Here is a 20,832-nt window from a genome sequence, read left to right as displayed (position 1 = left end):
ATCTGTTTGACCGCCAGTAGCGTTATTGCCTCAGAACGTCTATAGAGGCAGCTCAGGGGGCAACTCCAGACTAAGCTTGCCCAATACGCCTTTGCGAAACTCAATGAGTAGCTTTCGGGCAGCGCGTTCTGAGTCGCCATGAAACGTTTGTTCGGCCAAGCGCTGCAAGTAGGTTTCACCTGTACAGTCGGTTGCGTCGATGTCGTACCGCGACTGCAAAGCCTGAGTGCGCTCGGTTGTTTGCGCTTCGCTGTCTAGCTGCTTGAGCAGGTCAACAAAAGCTGATGCCACCCGCTGGGTATCGTAAGCGGCTTCACCAATGTCATCGCAAATCGCTAGCTTTAGCGCTGCCGCTTGGTCGGTCAGCTGAGCTGGGATGATACCGGGCGCGTCGAGCAGCTCTAATTCATCGGAGATGCGAACCCATCGCAGCTGGCGAGTCACCCCTGCTTTGCGGGCACTTTCGACGATGCGACGCTTGAGCAAGCGGTTGATTAGGGCAGATTTGCCGACGTTAGGAAAGCCAATGACGACAGCGCGGACCGGGCGCGATCGCATCCCTCGCTCTTGCCGCCGCTGATTCATCGCCACCCCAGCTGCCTGCGCCGCTCTGGCAATCTGACCGACGCCTTTACCCTGATTGGCATCGGTATAGTAGGCTACCTGGCCCTGGCTTTTGAACCATTGCTGCCAGCGATCGCGCACCTCTGAAGTGATCATATCCACCCGGTTAATCACCAGCACCCGCTTTTTACTGCCTAGCCACGATTCTAAGTCAGGATGCAACGTCGCTAGCGGAATCCGCGCATCGCGAACTTCTAAGACCACATCGACGCGCTTCAACTGCTCTTGCAGCGCCTTTTCTGCCTTGGCAATATGTCCTGGGTACCACTGAATCGACGGAGAGGACATAGGGCAAACGCGCGAAGAAAGAGCAGACTGACTCTTAATCTACGCCATAACTTAGGGCACCACCAGCACCGGACAGGGCGAGAGATTGATTACTCGGGCGCTGACGCTGTCTTCACGGCCCTCATCAGTCAGGCCAATCCCCCGACAGCCAATAATCACCAGATCGGCTGAGACCTCGTCAGCAATATCGCAAATCACAAAAGCCGGGTTGCCTTCGCGCTCTATCGTGTCAGTCTCGAACCCCCGCTGTTCAAATAGCTTTTTGGCCTGGGTGAGTAGTGAAGCGACCGCTTCCGTTGAGGTTTGCTCAGGATGAGAAGGGTCGCTGTTTTCCGGTGGTTCAACGACGGAGAGCAGCACCACTTTAGACTGGCAAAGCTGAGCCATATCTAAGACGGTTTGAATGACCTTTTTGGCACCAGGGCTAGAATCTATCGAAAATAAAAGCGTTTTGTACATGTTTATGGAACGGGGCCGGTGAAATAGGGCCAGTGAAGAGCTTTTCTATCAGGTTTAGATCTATTCGTCAGGTTAGATTCAGAAGAGATCACAGACTTCTGTAAAATGTGAACAAACGGGGGATGGGTATTGCCTATCGCAGGCAATTGCATAGAGCAGTTTTGACGACCTGCACCGCCGCCTGGTGCATCAGATGCTTGTTCGAGATCTAGCTGACGTTCGAGATCTAGGGTAGACAAGCTTTGTCCCGCTTTCGGGTCTGGTGCAGCTAAACGTTACATATTTTTTAGGAGAGTATATTCTGTGGCTAAGAAAGCACTAGCTGATCTATCTGCGTCCGATGTTTCTGGCAAACGGGTGCTAGTCCGAGCTGATTTCAATGTGCCGCTAGACGATGCGGGCAATATCACTGACGATACTCGCATCCGGGCCGCTTTGCCCACTATTCAAGACCTGGTAGAAAAAGGAGCCAAGGTGATTTTGGCTAGCCACTTTGGTCGGCCCAAGGGCAAAGTCGTCGATAGCATGCGCCTAACGCCGGTCGCTGAGCGGCTGTCTGAAAAGCTAGGCCAAGCCGTAATCAAGTGCGACGACTGCATTGGTGATGAGGTAGCCGCCAAAATCGCTGGCATGGACAACGGTCAGGTGGCGCTATTAGAAAACGTCCGCTTCTACGACGGTGAAACCAGCAATGACCCTGAGTTTGCCAAGCAGCTAGCCGCTAATGCCGATCTCTATGTTAATGACGCCTTCGGGACAGCTCACCGGGCTCATGCTTCTACTGCGGGTGTGACCGAGTATCTGAGTCCAGCGGTTGCCGGTTCTTTAATCGAGAAAGAGCTGAAGTATTTGCAGTCTACTGTAGACAATCCTCAGCGCCCTCTAGCGGCAATCGTTGGGGGGTCTAAAGTATCTTCCAAAATCGGCGTAATCGATACGCTGCTCGACAAGGTAGACAAGATCTTCATCGGCGGCGGTATGATTTTCACTTTCTACAAGGCTCGTGGCCTGAGCGTGGGTGATTCGCTAGTGGAAGAAGATAAGCTAGCGCTGGCTAAAGAACTAGAAGCCAAGGCTAAAGCAAAGGGCGTCGAATTTTTGCTGCCGACTGATGTGGTCGTAGCCGATAAGTTTGCGGCGGATGCGAATACTCAAACAGTCAGTGTAGAGAGCATTCCCGATGGCTGGATGGGGTTAGACATTGGCCCTGATTCGGTCAAGGTTTTTCAAGATGCGCTAGGTGACTGCAAGAGCGTAATTTGGAATGGGCCGATGGGCGTGTTTGAAATGGAGAAGTTTGCTAAGGGGACGGAGGCGATCGCTCACACCCTAGCCGACCTCACTGGCACTGGCTGCATCACCATTATCGGCGGCGGCGACTCCGTAGCAGCCGTTGAGAAAGTGGGCCTCGCTGACAAAATGAGCCACATTTCTACAGGTGGCGGCGCGAGCCTGGAACTGCTCGAAGGTAAGACACTTCCTGGGATTGCAGCTTTGGATGACGCCTAGTTCTGATCAACTAAGGATGTATTGACTAAGTCATAGTCAAATCACGAAGCCGCCGTACACTCTATCGTATGGCGGCTTTTGTTATGATCAGGAGACCGCGTGAAAGAAAGGTTGATAGATGCCTGATTTACTCACCAAAACAACCAGCCTCACCGAATATTTGCTGTTACCCTACGACGGCAAAAGAACGGAATCTGTAAACGACCAAATAAGTACTGCGGCAGAAGCTCGCTCTCTACATGCGGATATTGCGTTTTCAGCCAAAAGTCTATCCCGCGAATGGTGAGATGAACCGCTCTGGCCGCTTAAAGTGTTAGATGACACTTCGACGACTCACGAGGTTTTCTATGGCTGGGATGAATCAGCTTAAGACCCTGCTGCTGCTGGCACTGCTCAGCGGCCTGATTGTGCTGGCGGGCTATCTGCTGGTAGGAGATGAGCAGGGCTTGTACTACGGTCTAGGGTTTGCGGCTTTGAGCAGCTTTGGCTCCTGGTACTATTCTGACCGGGCGGCGCTGTCTGCCTTTAAGGCCAAACCGACGCCGCGTGAAGAGAACCCGGAGCTGTTTGACCGAATTGAGCAGTTGAGCGATCGCGCTGGCGTTCCCAATCCTAAGCTCTATGTTGTGCCTTCGGAAGCGCTGAATGCTTTTGCAACTGGGCGCGACCCGAACCATGCAGCGATCGCTCTCACTGAAGGCATCATCAAGCTTTTGCCTGCCGACGAACTGGACGCGGTGATTGCCCACGAGCTGACCCATGTGCGCAATCGCGATACCCTGACCCAAGCAGTAGCGGGAACGCTGTCCGGCTCATTGACCTATTTAGGTCGCATTCTGACCCTGGGCGCACTGTACTTTCCGGTGGCGCGAGTGGGCAGGCGAGGCAATAACCCAATTGCGATTTTGTTTTTGCTGGTAGTTGGCCCGCTGGCTGCGGCGCTGCTGCGCATGGCGATTTCTAGAACCCGGGAATATGCCGCCGATGCGGGAGCTGCCGAAATCACCCAAAATCCTTTAGCGTTGGTGCGTGCGCTTGAAACCTTAGAGTCCATGAGTCAGGAAGTTCCTATTCACGGGAATCCTGCCTTTGCCCCGCTATTCATTGTCAATCCGCTCTCTAAGGAAGGCTTGATGAAACTATTTCTCACCCATCCACCTACTGAAGATCGCGTCGAGCGCTTGAAAGCACTGGCAGAGACGCAGCTAGAAAAGAGTGATGCCTTGGTAGAAACTTCTAAAGGATTGAGTCCTGCTGCTTAGTTTAAGCTCATCGTACCCCTCCGCTCTGTCTAGCCGCGAGTAGTGTAGGGCTGTGTCAATGTACTACACAACATCCCAAGAATTTTGCCCAGGTCTTCAATGTAGTATTCGCTCAGATCAATTCCCACAGTGCGAACTGACAAGTCGGCGATCGCTATCGCGCATCTGAAAGAACCACTACAAATCTTCTATCCTGTAGATCGCTTAGTGCAGGAATAGCCGTTGAATAGTTCAGAATTACAGCAGGCAATTGCTCAGCGAATCGAGCAGAGTGAACGGCAGCGGATTACGTTTGCTGACTTTATGGAGATGGCGCTGTACCATCCGCATGGCTATTACTCTACGCGCAGCAGCATTATTGGCCCTCAGGGCGACTTTATCACCTCGCCGCATATGGGTCATGACTTTGGCGAAATCCTCGCTGAGCAGTTTGCCGACATGTGGCAGGCGCTGGCCCAGCCCAACCCGTTCACTCTGATGGAAATGGGCGCAGGTCAAGGACTGGTTGCCACCGATGTGCTGGCGCATCTGCAAAGTCACCATCCCGACTGCTTTGCCTGCCTGAATTACATCGTGGTCGAAAAATCAGGCGCGCTCAAAGCTGAGCAGCAAAAGCGGCTGAGTCACTGGCAAAACCAGGGCGTTTCGCTGAGCTGGCAAGACCTCTCGGAAGTTCCAGCCCAATCCATCGTCGGCTGCGCTTTTTCAAACGAGCTGGTAGATGCCTTTCCGGTGCACTGGGTCGAGCTACGGGAAAATGCCCTGCAAGAAATGTGGGTGAGCGTCATCGAAGAAGGCTTTGTGCCGGTGCTAGGAGAACTCTCTACACCGCAGCTTCGAGATTATTTTGACCGGGTAGACATTGACCTTTCGGATCATCCAGATGGCTATCGAACCGAGGTGAATTTGGCCGCGCTCGACTGGGCGAAAACAGTTTCAGAGAAAATAAGCCGGGGCTATTTACTCACTATCGACTATGGCTACACTGCCCAGCGCTATTATGCTCCGGCTCGCGCTCAGGGGACTTTACAGTGCTACTATCGCCATGGCCATCACGACGATCCGTTTGCCTGTGTGGGCGAGCAAGATATCACGGCCCATGTGGACTTTACGGCGTTAGAAAAGTACGGCGATGAAGTGGGGTTGACCAAGATTGGATTTACGCAGCAGGGGCTGTTTTTGATGGCGTTGGGGTTGAGCGATCGCCTCTCTCAACTCTCCCACTCCTCCACCAACCAAACCGCCACCGCCAAAACCATACAGGCCATTATGATGCGCCGCGACGCCTTGCAGCAGCTCATCAGCCCGCTTGGGCTCGGCAACTTTGGCGTCCTCATTCAGGGCAAAGGACTCACCCCAAAAGAAATCGCCAGACCGCTCAAGGGCCTGACGATTCCACCGATGATGTAAACCGATATCTAGAGGGGACGGAAGATGAAAGGGTAGCGGAAAGTGCCATCAGGTGAAGTAACGCTGCTCAAAATCGCAAAGATTGGCAGGATTATCTGCACCAAACCCAGTAGCGCCACCAAAGGCAGGCCAATAATCAGCCAGGCTGGAATGATTAGCAAAACGCTATACAGCCACATGTTGAAGTGGAAGTTTAGCGCTTCTTTTGCGTTTTCCTTAGTGACTGAGTCTTCTGAAAGCACCATAACCGCCAGTGGCACACCGGCTGACAGCACTAACTGACTCAAGAAAATAGAGGCGTGAGACGCAACTGATAGAAGTTTGCGCTTGTCAGAATCGAAAGTTGTTTCCATAAGATAAAAATCCTCGCAATGCTCTACCTTAGAGCCAAATGACCGGCTGACCGAATGTCTGTGCTCGATGTTTCTATAGTAACGGCCTGGCTCCAACCAGAAAATACGGTCAGATATCGTAAAAACCGTCAGCGACTAAACTATAGAAAGAACTTTGACGAATGCTTTTGAGGATAGAAAACAATGCAAATGAAGCGATTGGGCCACGTAGCGGTATGCGTAGAGGATGTGGCGAAAGCAGCTAGCTTTTACCAGAACCTGGGTATGAAGATAGTCTGGCAGGACAGCGACTGGGCCTACCTGAAGGCGGGCAATGATGGGCTGGCGTTGATGAGCCCGGATTATGACCAGGCCGGGCCGCATTTTGGGTTTGTGTTTAGCGACAGAGCCGAGATCGACACCGCCTACGCCAAGCTCAAAGCCGACGGCGTCAAAGTCGGCAAAATCCACGACCACCGCGACGGCACCGCCTCCTTCTATGGCCGCGATCCCTTCGGCAACTGGTTTGAGTATCTTTATGAGCCGGATGACTTGTTTGAGGGCAAGGAGGCTGCCGCAGCTACTGCACAAGTCTAATTTGGCTGCGAATCTGAGGGATATCCCAAGTACATGCCTAGATTTTTTCGAATCCGGTCTAGCAAGTCAAATACAGTACTCATTCTGCTTCCTCTGAGAATAGAAGAGACGATAGTGGACAAGTGGCCGTGATTCTGCCGATTCTTCGCTAAATTTCCTCAAAAGATGTTTCACCCAAGCCGATCTAGCGTGGTTGTTCTAGGATCGATGATCTTTTTACCGATGCCGGGGAAGTGAACCGCTAAGCAAATCTTGTTACCCGCCCCAAAGATGTGCGTGACTTTGCCCTCGCCAAAGGCTTTATGCGTCACTGAAGCGCCGACGCTCCAATCGTTTTCGTGGGTGCCAGGCTTGTTGAGATTGGGCTGAGGGTTTTTGAGTTTGGCTTCGCGAGTGGTAGATGTCCAGCGCTCAGGGAGGGCACTAGGTACGGTGGCCATGATGTAGTCGCGAGGGAGTTCGCTGAGGAAGATAGAGGGTGTAGAGACCTCTCGCATCGCGCCATAGGTGCGGCGTTCGCGGGCGTGGGAGATAAACAGCCGGTCTTGGGCGCGGGTAATGCCGACATAGCAAAGACGGCGCTCCTCTTCAATGGCGGCGGCGTCTTCCAGAGAGCGAAAACTAGGGAATAGGCCCTGTTCTAGGCCGACTAAAAAGACGACAGGAAATTCCAGACCCTTGGAAGCGTGCAGCGTCATCAGGGTGACCTTGTTGTCTTCCTCTTTGCCATCGTCGTTGTCAGAATTGAGCGAGGCATTGGCGAGAAACGTCATCAGGGTGGCGTCTTCGTTTTCTTCTTCAAACTGCACTACTGCGCTATAAAGCTCTTGAATGTTCTCAATGCGGTTGAGATCTTCTTCGGTGCCTTTGTTCTTTAGCTCTTCTAAATAGCCAGTGTTCTCTAGCACTTCTTGAACCAGCTCAGTCGGGGAGGTGGTTTCGGCGCGTTCCTGCCAACTGCTGACCATTCTGGCAAAGGCGATCGCACTCTTACTTGCCCGCCCTGCCAGCGTCTTCACCGAAGTCTCGTCTTTAATAATGTCCCACAGCGGCACGCTCAGTTCAGCCGCCGCTTTTTCTAAATTGTCTAGCGTCGTTTTGCCAATGCCGCGCCGGGGCGTATTGATAATTCGCTTCAGGCTAACGCTGTCTGCCGGGTTCACAGCCAGCCGCATGTAGGCCAAAATGTCTTTAATTTCGCGGCGATCGTAAAAGCGTAGACCGCCCACTACCCGGTAGGGAATGTCAAATCGAACCAGAACTTCCTCTAGCGCTCGGGACTGAGCGTTGGTGCGGTAGAGAATGGCAAAGTCTCGCCAGTTAAGCTCAGGATTTTTTAGCTCTAGATTGCGAATCTGGCTCACTACATATTCTGCTTCCATTGCCTCGTTGTCGGCCCGGTGGCAGAAAATCGCGTCGCCTTCGCCTCGGGTAGCCCGCAGCACCTTGTCAATGCGCTCGGTGTTGTTTTCGATTAAGTGATTGGCAACATCGAGAATGTTAGAAGTAGATCGATAGTTTTCTTCGAGTTTGACCAGGGTTTGGGTCTCGTCGTCGGGGAGGCGATCGCCAAACTCCGACTGAAAGCCCATCAAAATCGTAAAATCTGCTGCTCTGAACGAATAAATGCTTTGGTCAGCGTCGCCTACGACAAACACAGAGCGATTGTTCCAGTCATCAAAATTCTGATTGCCTTTGCCATTGGTCGTTAGAAGCTGAATCAGATCGTACTGAGTCCGGTTGGTATCTTGATACTCATCGACCAAAATATGACGGAAGCGGCGATGCCAGTAGTCGAGCACCTGCGGGTTTTGGCGGAAAAGCTGCACTGGCAGCCGAATCAAATCGTCAAAGTCGAGGGCGTTGTTGGCTGAAAGACCCTGCTGATAGTAGCGATACACCTCAGCAATATTGCGACCTTTGAAGTTAGGATTTTCGGCTTCATACTGGTCAGGGTCTAGCCCCTGGTTTTTAGCATTGCTAATCGCAAAGCGCACTGAGCGCGGGTTGAACTTGCGGTCATCCAGATTCATCTGACCGATGACGATGCTTTTGACCAGGCTCTGAGCGTCCGATTCATCAAAAATAGAAAAGGTGCGCGTCCAGCGCTGGCCCGCCGGGCTCTGGTACTTTTCAATGTCGTAGCGGAGAATGCGTGAGCACAGTGAATGGAACGTGCCGATCCACAGCTCTTTCAAAAAGTTCTTATACACGTAGGAGCGTAGCTGTACTTGCTCATATCCAGAGAGCATGTGCAAAGGCTTACTGTGACGCGCTAGCGCCTCCTGCTCTGCAAACACCCGCTCAATCCGCTCCTTCATCTCCCGCGCGGCCTTATTGGTAAAGGTCACCGCTAGGATATTGGCCGGATCGACCTGGCGGTTGAGAATGAGATTAGCAATCCGAGCGGTGAGAGCGCGGGTCTTTCCTGAACCGGCTCCGGCCACCACCAACAGCGGCCCGCAGAAATGTTCGACGGCTTGACGCTGGGAGGGATTGAGCTGATTGAGAAAATCTACGGTGGTCACCATACTAATTATTAAGGGGCAAGTCGCGGCTAGGTTGCTTATCCCTAGTATGGCACTTGATATAAACCCCTACTGTGCGAAATCCGTAGAGCAACGCTAAGGAAAGCCCCCGACATGACTGAACCTGATGATTTATCTATCGATCCGCCATTGGGCATCGACCAAGATACCGCGTGCCTAGCAGCGTCATTAGGCATTCCGCCACCCGCGCTGAGCAGTGAAATCTACCTGCGCCACCGCCAGTGGATGATACAAGCTTTAGCTCTGGCAGAAGCCGCCGGTCAAGCCGGTGAAGTCCCCGTTGCTGCTATCGTCGTCGGGCCAGACAATCAGCTGCTGGCCGCTGCCGCCAATCGCAAAGAGCGCGACCATGACCCGACCGCCCATGCTGAAGTTTTGGCCTTACGCGCAGCAGGCAGGCAGTTGGGCAACTGGCACCTGAATGACTGCACCCTATACGTCACTTTAGAGCCTTGCCCGATGTGCGCGGGGGCCATTGTTCAATCGCGTTTGGGCTTGCTGGTCTACGGTGCTGACGATCTCAAAGCAGGCGCTGTGCGTTCAGTGATAAACCTGCCAGATGGCCCTTGCTCTAATCACCGTCTGACCGTGTTGGGTGGAATCTTAGAATCGCCTTGCCGTCAGCAGCTACAGCGCTGGTTTCAGCAGCGACGCTAGCAGGTTCGATGCGGATACGCCTGTTAAGGTGAGGAGCGCCTGCAAGCTATCTGAAATGTTGCTGTCGCGGCAAGCCAGAGTCGAAACTGTCAGCTTGCGCATCAAGCGACAGCCGGCAGCCGACTATGCTAGGTCAATTATTGACGGATGTGTATCAATTGGTACATTCTTTGCTAGCGCTTTTTTTGGGGGCGTCTCTCTTTCAGCCATGCTGATAAATTTTTCTGGTGACATGACGCTTCCTGCTGACCCTCTTTGCCACTCCGCGCAGTCCCGCGTTTCTCCCTGGCTCGCGCCGGTCATGTATACGCTGGGTGAAAAAGTCATTCTGCCTGCCTATTTTAGCCAGATTGAAATCACGGGGCAGGAAAATATTCCTCAGGACGGGCCGGTCGTGCTAGCGCCGACGCATCAGTCTCGTTGGGACCCGCTGCTGGTTGGGTTGATTGGTAAGCAGGCCGGTCGCTATTTGCGGTTTATGGTGACGGCTGATGAATGTTTGGGCATTCAGGGCTGGTTTATCAGGCGGCTCGGTGGCTTTCCGGTGCATGTCCGCAAGCCTTCTGTACAGACGCTGCGACACGGGGTTCAGCTCTTGCAAGCAGGCGAGATGATGGTGATTTACCCAGAGGGAAATATCTACCGCGATCGCATCCACCCACTCAAACCTGGACTCGCCCGCATTGCCCTTCGCGCCGAGCGCAGCCGCCCTCACCTACATGTCAAAATTGTTCCGATTAGCCTGAAATACAGCGAGCTGTGCCCCCGCTGGCTAGGGACGGTGACAGTTCGTATTGGTAAGCCTATCTCCGTGGCCGAATACAAAGCCGGAGAAGGCAAACTGCGTTCTAAACAGCTCACCGCCGATTTGCAAGCTGCACTGACCAATCTAGCTGACGTTTCAGAGTAGGCGGGTCGTCAGATGCCCAGTTCAGATGCCCAGTATTAAGTCCCATCGCTGTAGCTGCCCGGTATGCTCAGGAACATGGTCAATCACCTGTAGCTGCCAGCGGCCCTTCACTTCTGTATTGATCAGTCGGCGCAGTGCGGGCGTGTTCACCAGCGAGTAGGTTCTTTGCAGCCGGGTTTGGCGGCCCAGGGTGCGACCCTGTAGCAATACAGACTGGTTCTGGGGAGTGATCAGCGTAAAGCTGAGGTCGCTAAGAAATTCGTGTTCGGCCTGAATGAATATTTTGATGTCTTGTAGGCTGCCGCCTGTGGAAATATCGAGGGCGCTGCGAATGCCGTTAGGGGCATCGTCAGGAATAGGGAAAGCGGTCGAATTCTGGACAGTGAGGGTTTGGTGGAGGGTGCGATCGCGCAGCGCTTTTGCCTGAGCTGCTTTCACAGCGGCGGCGGCATTCACCTTGCCATAGCCAAACCAGAACGAATGCCCGTTGCTATCGTAGGTGCCGTAGCGCTGCCCCAGCTGCGGATCGGGAGCTTTGTCGATAATTTTGTCGGTGGTGCTCTGCAAAATCTGCTTAACTTCAGCCGCTGTTAGATCGGGATTGACCGAAAGCATCAGACCGGCGATGCCTGCCACTAGCGGACAGGCGCTAGAAGTGCCGCCAAAGCCGGTGAAGTCGTCAGTCGTGTAGCCCTGGTCGCCCGTGCGATCGCTCGTCAGCACAGAGCGCCCTAATAGCTGCACTTGAATCGGCGGCCCTGTGTCAAAAGTACCGGTAGAGAGCGCCATATTAGGGGCAGCATTGTTGCTCGGAGCGGCCACCGAAATGTGACGACCCCAATTGCTGTAAGCCGCCTTCTGGTTGAGACTGGTGCAGGCCGAGACCGTAATCACATCTGGGTGAACCGCAAAGCCGCTGAGCCAGCTGGTTAATCCCTTAATGAGATTGCGAGGCCAGCCCGACTCCTCTACTTTGCCCTCTACCGGGCGATTGGCATTGCCCGCCGAAAACACCACCACGCAGCCTTTGCCGTTGCGCCCCTGAGTTGCAGCCCGGTTGACCGCCTGGCTAATCCGCCGAGACAGCGAGAAATAAACAGAGGCAGGTGACCAGCTGCAAGAGATTACATCTGCGCCCTGTTCAATGGCCCAATCGAACAGTTGCTCAATCGAGTCGTCATCTAAAAAGCCGGTTGTCCGAAGCGGCATTAGGCTGCAGCCGGGGGCGATGCCAACAATGCCATCTCCGGTTTCTTCTCCTAAAGCAACACCGGCTACTGCTGTCCCATGATTTTCATTGTGGCGAGGAATCGGTAAGCCATCTTTATTTTTGAGGTCGCGGGGGGCGACAATCTTACCGGGTCCCTGCAGATCGCGGTGAGCTAGATCGAAGCCATCGTCAGTGACGGCGATAGTCACTGAGCGACTGCCGCGAGTAATATCCCAGGCGAGTTCGGCAGAGACATGAGAGCCAGCCGCCAGCCCCGGCCCGCCCCGGTGGAAAAGATGCCACTGCTCAGGGTAGCGGGTATCGCTCGGGCGATAGAGCGGCGCGATCGCCATAATCACATTCGGCTCAGCTAGCAAAACGTTAGGGTTACGAGCGAGCCGATTGGCCAGCTTCAGCGGATTTTCTTGGGCGGTAGGGCCGACCCTAAAGCAGTAGGTATTGCTGCTGCCTGCCAGCACGCGAGTCGGAACGATGCCGATGCTGCGGGCGATCGCCTCGATCTGAGCCACCGGCAGCGCGTCGGTAAACTGCACCGTCAGCTGATTGGCTAGATACACATAGGTGCCTGGGCTCAAGGCCAGTTCATACACATGGCTGGCATAGAGCACCGGGGGAGCCGCTCTTAACTCTGCGAGCACCGCTTCTAATCGCTGAGTAGGCAATTGCCATTCGATCACAACTGACCCCTGGTCTGTCGTCTGAGGGGTGATATTTCTGACTTGCTGCGGCTGCCCCTGTGCCACTAGTTCAGACAAATCTGCTGGGTCGCTCAGGTAAAAGGTCAGGCGATTTCTCACCTTGTAGAGCTGTAGCTCTTCGCCGCCGCGCTGCAAAATCACCCCTTCTTTGCCTGGCAAAACGCCCTGACCGCCAGAAGGTCGACCCGACGCTCCACCTGATGAAGGCCCCGATGAAGTCATAGTTAAAAGCTAATACTACGGACAGTTTGATCCTTTAGTGACCCGGTGCCAGGCACATCCACTTAGCTAAGAGTCACATCGGATGGCGACAATGGCGGACTCGATGCCCTACTCTAGTTTAGATTCCCTAAAGTTAGCTGTTTTTGACATCATGGTTTCCACTGTTAGAGCTTTGCTGTCTGGCGCGTTACCCAAAGCGGCCATCGTCGCTGTTGCCAGTACGATAGTCGGTGCGATCGCCGTTCCCTTCGTGGCTCAGGCCCAGCTTGGAGACACTCCGCCCGCCGAGACTCAGCCCCCGGCCCAGGCTCCAGCTGCTACCCGCGCCATAGAACAATCGTCTAGTCTGATTGGCATCGCTGCTGGCCAGTCGCTGATGAGCGAGGCTGAAAGTGCGATCACTCAGCAAAACTACACCCTGGCCGCCGAAAAGCTGGTCGCCGCTCGCAAGGCCCTTAACGACGTTTCCACCTACTACCAAAATCTCTCTGGCGTATTTGTCGGTGTAGACAGCCGCGTCAACAGCGGTTTACGAGACCTAGCGCGAGAGTCTGCTGAGGTGCGTGACCAGGCCAGCTATCAGCTAGCCGTAGTCTATCGTGCCCAGAGCCGCCCCGATCTGGCCGTGCCGCTCTTAGTCGAAGTCGTCAATAGCCAGCAGCCCACTCGCCCGCTAGGTCAGCAGGCTTACCAGCAGCTCTATGAACTGGGCTTTGTCGCCGTCCCATACAACGCGCCGGGTCAGTAGCCGCTAAGCGCTAAGGCTCTTCGATAGATACTTTGACTTAGATGAACAAAAAATAAAATTACTATCGAAGGCTGACACCGCTGGCTGAGGCAATCAGCTGTCAGTTAATGGGAAAATTGCGCCATAATGGGTAAGACAATTGACTTTACAGAAGGAGCGTATGATCAGCCCCGACCAAGTAAAATCTATGATCACCACTAGCCTGCCCGACGCTGAAGTCGCGGTTCAAGATCTTACAGGCGGCGGTGATCACTACCAGGTAGCCATCATATCTTCTGCCTTTGAAGGGCTGAGCCTGGTCAAGCGCCATCAGCTGGTCTATCAGTCAGTGGCGGCAGCCATGACTTCTGAGGCCATTCATGCGCTTTCTTTAGAGACCCATACACCGGGTGAAGTCGCGGCTGCTAGCTAGCTGCATCAATGCTAGCTAAGCTCGCTAAACTTACAAGGTCATCATTTTTCAGGATTATCGCAATGTCTCCAGAAACTAAAGCTAAACTCGACAACCTCATTGAGCAGAACAAGATTATGGTGTTTATGAAAGGCACCAAGCTTATGCCTCAGTGCGGCTTTTCTAACAATGTCGTCCAAATTTTGAACATGCTAGGTGTCCCTTACGAAACCGTAGATGTTCTAGCCGATTCTGAAATTCGCCAGGGTATCAAAGAGTACTCTAGCTGGCCCACCATTCCTCAGGTCTATATCAATGGTGAGTTTCTTGGCGGCTCAGATATCTTAATCAAGATGTATCAGGAAGGTAACCTGCAAGAGACGGTAGAGGTAGCGATCGCTTCCTAATCGTACTAAGCACCGTCAGCGTTGATACTGCTAGCGTCATTCATCACTAAGCGTGTTAGCCAGTTTTCTGACTGTGCCAGCGCGCTTTTTTACTGTGAATAGTCAGATTCTCAATGGCTCTTTGCAAAGCGCCTACTTATTCAGTTTTAACCCTATTCGCTTTGAACCTTCACTTTGCTGAGGTGGTCGCCTAATAGTAGTCAGTTTCTACCTCTGTTTGAGTCACTGCGAAATTAGAAGAATCGTGTAAAAACCGCAAAACTTCTTGTTCTAACTTATTGACTAAATAGGACTCTGCGGCACCAGAGTGGCGCATGGAAGTAATATATCCCTCAATGTATAGCCTGAGCTCGTCGGTACGATAGCCCTTATGCCAATAATCTATGAGGGTGTCAGTCATTCGCTGATAATAGCGAATAATGCGAACGTCTTGAAGCATTTGTCTGCGAGCCTCATTTAACTGAAACTGATCTGTATCGAATGTCTGTCGGAACGTATGTGAACTTTTGTACGTGCGCTAAAAGACCCGGTCTTAAGCGGCTCTCAACCTCGATGGGTAGCCGCCGAGCCCTGGCTGAACCCTTCCCGATCCCCCAGTTTTAAGCTAGTAAAATCAACTCGTTAAGTCAACGCATATAGGGATTGGATCGGTTACTGTTGACCTATCAAGCTTGCTCGAATCATTCAGCGCTCTGACTCTATTTTATCAGGTCAAACAGGGCTAAGCCGACTTACGAACTCAATCAGAGTATGTTTTATCGGATGATCGTGTCCCGTAACCTCGATTACAGAAGTCGCACAGGGGCTCTGTTAGGCTTTTGCTCATTAAGATCTGTCAGCAGCAGCATTTATTGCGCTATGTATTCTGTGAGCGCCTCTATTGATATCAATGTCCAAGTTGTTGAAAGCAATTTAAACTTGCGCTCCCTGCTGAGTTGGAACTTGCAGCAGGTTGGTTATAAAGTGCAGCAGTGTGCTGATATGGTGGCGGCGAGAGACGTTTTCCAGATGCAGCAGCCTAGCCTCGTCGTGTTAGAGGCAGAGTTTGCCGGGGGGCAGGGGCTACAGCTGTGCCAGTGGCTCAGCCATCAGGGCCACCCGCTGGTTTTAATGCTGTCTGCCCGTACGACCGAACCCGATGTGGTGGCCGGACTAAGATCCGGGGCCGACGACTATCTCAAAAAGCCGTTTGGCATGCAGGAGTTTTTGGCGCGAGTGGAGTCGCTGACTCGTCGCAGTCGCCATATTACGACGCCTCTGGCGATTGACTGCGGCGATCTGCACATTGATTTGGTGCAGCGTCGGGTGCGCTATATGGGTGAATTCGTCGATCTGACGCCCCAAGAATTTAGCTTGCTATATGTTTTAACTCAGGCCGAAGGTGAGCCGCTCAGCCGGATCGATCTGCTGCGCCGTGCCTGGCCGGATGCCATTGACAATCCGCGTACGGTGGACACGCATGTGCTGTCGCTGCGCAAAAAAATAGAGATTAACCCGCGTCATCCTGATCTGATTCAGACGGTGAGAAACGTGGGCTACCGCATTTGTGTTGGGCCGCTGGATAGATCAATAGAGGCGATGGCGATCGCCCACAGCAAACCCGCCTAGCCTAAGACCAGTCAGTCTGAGACCAGTCAGCCTAAGACCAGTCAGCTTGAGCCTGCTGCTCGGCTGCTACCAGTGATTGGCGCAGTTGGCCCCAATCTACCGCGTCAGCCGGTAGATCAGCGATCAGCCTGCCGTCGTTGAGGTGCCACAGCCGGTTGACATAGCGAGCGGCCAGATCGATCTGATGGTTGGCCATAATGATAGTGAGCTTGCCCTGAGTCGCCCAGTCAGCCAGACGAGCGAGCAAAAACTCGCTGTAGCCCACATCTTGAGAAGAAGTCGGTTCGTCTAGCAGTAAGATTTTGGGTTCGCTAAGCAGGGCGCGGGCGATCGCTACTCGCTGCCGTTGCCCCAATGATAGATTTACCGCCGTGCGATCCATCCAGTCCGCTGGAATATTCAGCCGCTCAGCCCACTGATTCACGGCTGCTGCGATCTCCGCAGTCGGGCGACCCTGTAGCCGGAGCGGATAGCCCAGAGCCGTCTTAACATTCATGCCCAGCAGTCGGCTCTCCTGGTTAACCAAAGCAATCTGACGCCGCAAACTGACCACCGGCAGCTGCTGAATATCTTGACCGGCAAACCAGATGGTGCCTCGGCTGACTTCAGAAAGCCGGTTGATCAACCGTAGCAGACTGGTTTTGCCCGATCCCGAAGGCCCAACCAGCGCCACAAAATCACCCGGCTCAACGGCAAAACTGAGATCTTTGAGAATTTCGACCGGGCCAGCTGCTGCCCTCATCGTTACCTGCTCAAACTTTAAGATGGTCACCGGGCTGATCTCCTGATAGGGCGATTACCAGCTGCCCGGTACAAATTGGCTGGCCGTCGCAATCGTCCAAATATCTACTAACAGCAGCAGCGCCGTTAGCCCTAATAAAATTACATACATCCAGGGTTGAGACAGCGGCCTGACATCGCGAGTATCAATCTCGGTCTTAGCTTCTACGTAACGCACTAGGCGAGCAAACCCGACTACCCGCATCGGCAGCAGATAAGCTCTGTCCTCCGCCTGATTGAGAAAGTAATAGACGATGCCGCCCTGCCCAGTTGATCGCGGCTTCAGCGCCGTAATTTCATCCCACTGTAACGCCCAGCCCCGACGCCCAAAAGCGCGCACCCATGCTGGATAAGTCACCGCGATGCCTTCTGCATCTACCCGTACCCGCTCACTCAAAATGCCGGACAGCGCCGCTCCGCCCAAAGCTATGCCAATCCAAAGCAGCGCGGGCGGAACAGGTGCTTGCGTAACTGCGGCTAAAAACGGCAAAGGCACGACCAGCGCAATGTAGAGAGACATCAGCGTCAGCTGAATCAGCGGCGAAATTCTAAAGCTGTCCGTTTCTGGCAGGCTTTCCGTTTTTGGCAGAGTAGAAGTCATTAGCAGCGACTCGGGCGGCAAGAGTTATCTACCCCATCATAAATATTTTTGAACGACACTCCAGCCAGTGGCTGTCACCACCACCAGAGAAAATAGCAAAATGCCGTTAAGCGTAAGATGCGCCTTCCGCGCCCAGGGACGCTCTGGGCTGATCCGGCTAGCGCTCCAAGCCGAAGCTAAAATCAGCGCCACGACAGTCAGTCCCACAGGCAAATGCACAGAATGTCCTAAGCGACCATATTCACCCAGAGTCCCGACAATGCCGATGGAGAGCAGCAATAGCACCAGGCCGACTAAAGCGCTGCCTAATAAGTAGTGAGCCGGTCGTAGCCAGCTGGGACGGGGGCGATCGCCCAGACGGGTATAGCGCAAAGCACCGCCGCTAACGGCGAGCAAGCCATAAGTCGTCAGCGAAAGACCCATAGACCAGGCGGCAATGCGCCAGAGCCAGATGAAGGAAGGAAGATCCACAAATCACCCGTTGCTAAGACATTTGCTTACAGACATAGCATCTTTAGTAGAGCGCTTTCTACGTCTGTAGGAGATCTTCAGGAGATCTTCTAGCTCCGAAATGACTTTACCAGGAAAGGAAATTTGAACAATAATTTCAAGGAGCCGCTTAAAATCGCTGTCACAAGCCGGGCTGAGTTAGCGATTCTCCACTTGGAGCGGCTACTTAGAAAGGCTTCATGATCGCCGCAGCTACAGTGGGCCCAGCGCTACTGACTGCACTGCTGGCAACCGCACTGCTGGTGACTGTACTACTGATAACTGCACCACTGACAGAAGGAACAGATCCTGTAACCTCGTTTTTCTTAGCTGCTCCTTGAACCGCATACGGATGGGCGACTTCTACCTGACTGTGTCCGGCCTCGTCTTCGGGCGGACCTTCGACTACCTCTTCCTCCCCTTGCGCTTCGATCACTAGCTGGTCGCAAGGAATGGTATCGGAGAGAATAGAGCTAGCCATCATCCCGGTATGGATTTCTAAATGGGCTGCTCTTACCGATTCAAACATCAGCCGCTGGCCCGGAAATACAACCCGCTCAAAATACCAGTCAGGCACGTTGGTAATACGCGCAATCTGAATTTTGCTGGTGGCATTGACGTAGCAGCAAAGGATGACTTCGGCGTCGTCAGAGGGGAGCGAGTCAAGGATTTGAGCCATGGGTAAGGACGAGAGAGAAACTGCCTGCAAGACTTCACATTGAACATGAGGCTAGCACCTGGCAATAGCAATGACTGTAAAAACGAATACCAAGCCAATCATCTGCCACCGCACCGAATCAACGTAACTCAGGTGCTAAGCGGGTGCTAAAACCCAAGTGCCAGCACCCCACTGCTTTCGATGGGAAATGGCCTCTTTCCAGCCTACCCAAAGCGTCCACCGAGCCTCATCATCAATAGGACTGAAGTTTTAACTCAAGATTTCTCTAGCGGCTGCCTTTGAGACCACTTTTAGGCCCAATCCCTTTCTCAGAGCTGCTCAGCAGAGGCTCTCATAACCCAGCGAATTTGACGCTTAAAGATTTGTTAATGGATGGAATAAACGAAACTTGCCGTAATAAAAGTACACAAATCGCAATAATTTCCCCGATCAACCCGATCAATCCGATCAATCAGAGCGCCGAAGGCAATCCGCGCCTGATAACTTAATCTGCATTAATCTGCCGCTGAATCACGCTCATGTCGCTACTAGAGACCCGTAGGCTAAAATTTTTGGGTGAAAGACATCAGAAAATTTTGCCAGAACGCCACCGCTTAAGGATGTCAGTGCTATCGTAAAGATATATGAAAAAACTGAGATATTCTGATTGACCCACCGTTTGCTACCGACGACAGCGCTAACAGACTTGTAAATCCTCCTGCTGCACCCTACCTCCTGCTATGAATGATTCTCCACAAGAGAGGTTCAACCAACGCATTCTCTACGTTCGCCTTCCCTGTAATCCGATCTTCCCGATCGGCGTGGTTTATCTGGCAGATCACGTGCACAAGTGCTTTGCCGACGTAGAGCAGCAGATTTTTGACATGGGCACCGTGCCCCCTTTGGACTTTACAGCTGCACTTGATGAACGCATTGATCGCTTTCAGCCAACGCTGCTAGTCTTCTCATGGCGAGACATTCAAATTTATGCGCCGGTTGGTGGGCGGGGCGGTAATCCGCTGCAAAACGCTTTTGAATTTGCCTACGCATCCAACCCTTTGGTGAAACTGCGCGGAGCCCTAGGCGGAGCCCGGATGGTGGGTACTTACCTGGCCGAACTGCGCCGTAACGAAAAGCTGATCAAACGAGGGCTCAATCGGGCTCGTCGCTATCAGCCAGCCGCCCAAGTGGTCGTTGGCGGTGGCGCGGTCAGCGTATTTTATGAGCAGATGCAGAACACGCTGCCTGCGGGCACTATCGTCTCAGTCGGTGAAGGCGAAACACTGCTAGAAAAGCTGCTGCGCGGCGAAGATTTTTCAGGAGAACGCTGTTATGTCGTCGGTGAGTCTCCCCGAGAGCGCCTGATCCATGAGTGGCCGACCCCGGTCGAAAAGTCTGCCTGTGATTATGACTACATCGAGGCGATGTGGCCGGAGTTTGAGTATTACCTGCAAGAGCAAGATTTTTACATCGGGGTGCAGACCAAGCGCGGCTGTCCGCACAACTGCTGCTACTGCATTTATACCGTTGTAGAAGGCAAGCAGGTACGGATCAACCCGGCCGATGAAGTGGTTAAAGAAATGCGCCAGCTCTATGACCGGGGCATTCGCAAGTTTTGGTTTACCGATGCGCAGTTTATTCCGGCTAAGCGCTACATCGATGATGCGGTTGAGCTGCTAGAGAAAATTCTAGCCTCTGGCATGACTGATATTAATTGGGCCGCCTACATTCGCGCCGATAACCTGACGCCTCGGCTGTGCGAACTGATGGTCGCCACCGGAATGAACTACTTTGAAATTGGCATTACCAGTGGCTCGCAAGAGCTGGTCAGAAAAATGCGCATGGGCTACAACTTGAAGACGGTGCTGCAAAACTGCCGCGACCTTAAGGCAGCTGGGTTTGATGCCTTTGTCTCTGTGAACTATTCGTTTAATGTGATCGATGAGCGCGATGAGACCATTCGCCAGACGGTCGCCTACCACCGCGAGCTAGAGAACATCTTTGGCGTGGATAAAGTAGAGCCAGCTATCTTCTTTATTGGCTTGCAGCCTCATACTCACCTAGAGGAGTACGCCTTTAAAAACAACATTCTCAAGCGTGGCTACAATCCACTGGCTATCTATTTACCCTGGGTCGCTCTGAAGCTGCTGTGGAACCCGGGTGAACTGGGCGCTTTCTTTGGCGATGTTTGCTTAGAGGCGATGCGTGAAAATCCGAATGACTTTGGCCGGGCGGTGATGAAGATTTTAGAGCAGCGGCTAGGGACGGTGCCGCTGTCCGAGGCGTTGAGCGCGCCCGTGAAGGGGGAAACCCGTACCCTGGCTGGGGTATCATAAGGTCAGCGGTTTTGAACAGTTTGTTTTCAGTTTTTTATACTCTTTATCTAACAAGGTCTTAGTAAA

At 53.1% G+C, this 20,832-nt stretch carries 20 protein-coding genes and 1 pseudogene; 11 read left to right on the top strand and 10 right to left on the bottom strand.

What is annotated here, in order from left to right:
- Nucleotides 1–39 precede the first annotated feature (39 nt).
- Together ylqF and CKL79_RS14320 are read right to left on the bottom strand one after the other, a co-directional pair.
- Nucleotides 40–912 (bottom strand): ribosome biogenesis GTPase YlqF, encoded by an 873-nt coding sequence (gene ylqF, locus CKL79_RS14325; protein ID WP_121970262.1) that lies wholly within the window; start codon nucleotides 910–912, stop codon nucleotides 40–42.
- A 51-nt stretch (nucleotides 913–963) separates the two neighbouring features.
- A complete protein-coding gene (locus CKL79_RS14320) occupies nucleotides 964–1,371 on the bottom strand; it encodes a universal stress protein (RefSeq protein ID WP_121970261.1) in 408 nt (135 codons plus the stop codon).
- Between the two features lie 303 nt (nucleotides 1,372–1,674).
- Between CKL79_RS14320 and CKL79_RS14310 the strand changes: the two genes are divergently transcribed.
- From CKL79_RS14310 to CKL79_RS14300, 3 genes are all read left to right on the top strand, one after another.
- On the top strand, nucleotides 1,675–2,880 hold the full coding sequence (locus CKL79_RS14310; protein WP_121970259.1) for a phosphoglycerate kinase: 1,206 nt from the start codon (nucleotides 1,675–1,677) through the stop codon (nucleotides 2,878–2,880).
- A gap of 347 nt (nucleotides 2,881–3,227) precedes the next feature.
- On the top strand, nucleotides 3,228–4,142 hold the full coding sequence (locus tag CKL79_RS14305; RefSeq protein ID WP_121970258.1) for a M48 family metalloprotease: 915 nt from the start codon (nucleotides 3,228–3,230) through the stop codon (nucleotides 4,140–4,142).
- Between the two features lie 222 nt (nucleotides 4,143–4,364).
- Nucleotides 4,365–5,552: an SAM-dependent methyltransferase gene (locus tag CKL79_RS14300; RefSeq protein WP_240518865.1), complete on the top strand. Its 1,188-nt coding sequence runs from the start codon at nucleotides 4,365–4,367 to the stop codon at nucleotides 5,550–5,552.
- A gap of 8 nt (nucleotides 5,553–5,560) precedes the next feature.
- Here the strand turns inward: CKL79_RS14300 and CKL79_RS14295 are convergent, their stop codons facing one another.
- On the bottom strand, nucleotides 5,561–5,905 hold the full coding sequence (locus CKL79_RS14295) for a DUF4870 domain-containing protein (RefSeq protein WP_121970257.1): 345 nt from the start codon (nucleotides 5,903–5,905) through the stop codon (nucleotides 5,561–5,563).
- A 183-nt stretch (nucleotides 5,906–6,088) separates the two neighbouring features.
- Here CKL79_RS14295 and CKL79_RS14290 point away from each other — a divergent pair, with 183 nt between their 5' ends.
- Nucleotides 6,089–6,481: a VOC family protein gene (locus CKL79_RS14290; RefSeq protein WP_121970256.1), complete on the top strand. Its 393-nt coding sequence runs from the start codon at nucleotides 6,089–6,091 to the stop codon at nucleotides 6,479–6,481.
- A gap of 170 nt (nucleotides 6,482–6,651) precedes the next feature.
- Here the strand turns inward: CKL79_RS14290 and pcrA are convergent, their stop codons facing one another.
- Nucleotides 6,652–9,012: a DNA helicase PcrA gene (gene pcrA, locus CKL79_RS14285; protein WP_121970255.1), complete on the bottom strand. Its 2,361-nt coding sequence runs from the start codon at nucleotides 9,010–9,012 to the stop codon at nucleotides 6,652–6,654.
- Between the two features lie 111 nt (nucleotides 9,013–9,123).
- Between pcrA and tadA the strand changes: the two genes are divergently transcribed.
- Together tadA and CKL79_RS14275 are read left to right on the top strand one after the other, a co-directional pair.
- The gene (gene tadA / locus CKL79_RS14280) at nucleotides 9,124–9,687 is read left to right on the top strand and encodes a tRNA adenosine(34) deaminase TadA (RefSeq protein ID WP_276300345.1); all 564 of its coding nucleotides are present in this window, start codon (nucleotides 9,124–9,126) and stop codon (nucleotides 9,685–9,687) included.
- Between the two features lie 232 nt (nucleotides 9,688–9,919).
- The gene (locus tag CKL79_RS14275) at nucleotides 9,920–10,597 is read left to right on the top strand and encodes a lysophospholipid acyltransferase family protein (RefSeq protein WP_205879098.1); all 678 of its coding nucleotides are present in this window, start codon (nucleotides 9,920–9,922) and stop codon (nucleotides 10,595–10,597) included.
- 21 nt (nucleotides 10,598–10,618) lie between these two features.
- On the opposite strand, the gene CKL79_RS24215 is transcribed toward CKL79_RS14275, so the two are convergent.
- Complete coding sequence (locus CKL79_RS24215; protein WP_121970254.1) at nucleotides 10,619–12,748, bottom strand: S8 family serine peptidase; 2,130 nt, start codon at nucleotides 12,746–12,748, stop codon at nucleotides 10,619–10,621.
- A gap of 151 nt (nucleotides 12,749–12,899) precedes the next feature.
- On the opposite strand from CKL79_RS24215, the gene CKL79_RS14265 reads away from it, so the two are divergent.
- From CKL79_RS14265 to grxD, 3 genes are all read left to right on the top strand, one after another.
- Complete coding sequence (locus tag CKL79_RS14265) at nucleotides 12,900–13,496, top strand: hypothetical protein (RefSeq protein WP_121970280.1); 597 nt, start codon at nucleotides 12,900–12,902, stop codon at nucleotides 13,494–13,496.
- Between the two features lie 160 nt (nucleotides 13,497–13,656).
- Complete coding sequence (locus CKL79_RS14260; RefSeq protein WP_121970253.1) at nucleotides 13,657–13,908, top strand: BolA/IbaG family iron-sulfur metabolism protein; 252 nt, start codon at nucleotides 13,657–13,659, stop codon at nucleotides 13,906–13,908.
- Between the two features lie 62 nt (nucleotides 13,909–13,970).
- Nucleotides 13,971–14,294, top strand: a complete 324-nt coding sequence (gene grxD / locus CKL79_RS14255) for a Grx4 family monothiol glutaredoxin (protein WP_121970252.1) — start codon at nucleotides 13,971–13,973, stop codon at nucleotides 14,292–14,294.
- A gap of 190 nt (nucleotides 14,295–14,484) precedes the next feature.
- On the opposite strand, the gene CKL79_RS23910 is transcribed toward grxD, so the two are convergent.
- Complete coding sequence (locus CKL79_RS23910; RefSeq protein WP_121970251.1) at nucleotides 14,485–14,733, bottom strand: DUF6761 family protein; 249 nt, start codon at nucleotides 14,731–14,733, stop codon at nucleotides 14,485–14,487.
- A 428-nt stretch (nucleotides 14,734–15,161) separates the two neighbouring features.
- On the opposite strand from CKL79_RS23910, the gene CKL79_RS14245 reads away from it, so the two are divergent.
- Nucleotides 15,162–15,902 carry a response regulator transcription factor gene (locus CKL79_RS14245; RefSeq protein ID WP_240518864.1) on the top strand — a complete coding sequence of 247 codons (741 nt, stop codon included), beginning with the start codon at nucleotides 15,162–15,164 and terminating at the stop codon, nucleotides 15,900–15,902.
- 31 nt (nucleotides 15,903–15,933) lie between these two features.
- Here CKL79_RS14245 and CKL79_RS14240 read toward each other — a convergent pair whose 3' ends face one another.
- From CKL79_RS14240 to CKL79_RS23905, 4 genes and pseudogenes are all read right to left on the bottom strand, one after another.
- Entirely contained in the window at nucleotides 15,934–16,674 is a 741-nt protein-coding gene (locus tag CKL79_RS14240; RefSeq protein ID WP_121970249.1) for an ABC transporter ATP-binding protein, read from the bottom strand.
- Nucleotides 16,675–16,698: 24 nt separating this feature from the next.
- Nucleotides 16,699–17,283, bottom strand: a complete 585-nt coding sequence (locus tag CKL79_RS14235; protein WP_121970279.1) for a hypothetical protein — start codon at nucleotides 17,281–17,283, stop codon at nucleotides 16,699–16,701.
- Between the two features lie 36 nt (nucleotides 17,284–17,319).
- Complete coding sequence (locus CKL79_RS14230; RefSeq protein ID WP_121970248.1) at nucleotides 17,320–17,754, bottom strand: DUF4079 domain-containing protein; 435 nt, start codon at nucleotides 17,752–17,754, stop codon at nucleotides 17,320–17,322.
- 445 nt (nucleotides 17,755–18,199) lie between these two features.
- Nucleotides 18,200–18,451, bottom strand: a pseudogene (locus tag CKL79_RS23905) (DUF1830 domain-containing protein); the annotation flags it as partial.
- 719 nt (nucleotides 18,452–19,170) lie between these two features.
- Between CKL79_RS23905 and CKL79_RS14220 the strand changes: the two are divergent.
- Nucleotides 19,171–20,766 (top strand): photosystem II high light acclimation radical SAM protein, encoded by a 1,596-nt coding sequence (locus tag CKL79_RS14220; protein WP_121970246.1) that lies wholly within the window; start codon nucleotides 19,171–19,173, stop codon nucleotides 20,764–20,766.
- The last annotated feature ends 66 nt before the right edge of the window (nucleotides 20,767–20,832 follow it).

The organism is Leptolyngbya sp. BC1307 (assembly GCF_002286735.1).
Lineage (GTDB): Bacteria > Cyanobacteriota > Cyanobacteriia > Phormidesmidales > Phormidesmidaceae > Phormidesmis.
The sequence above is the reverse complement of the archived record's forward strand: the minus strand, read 5'-3'. Positions and strand labels throughout refer to the sequence as shown.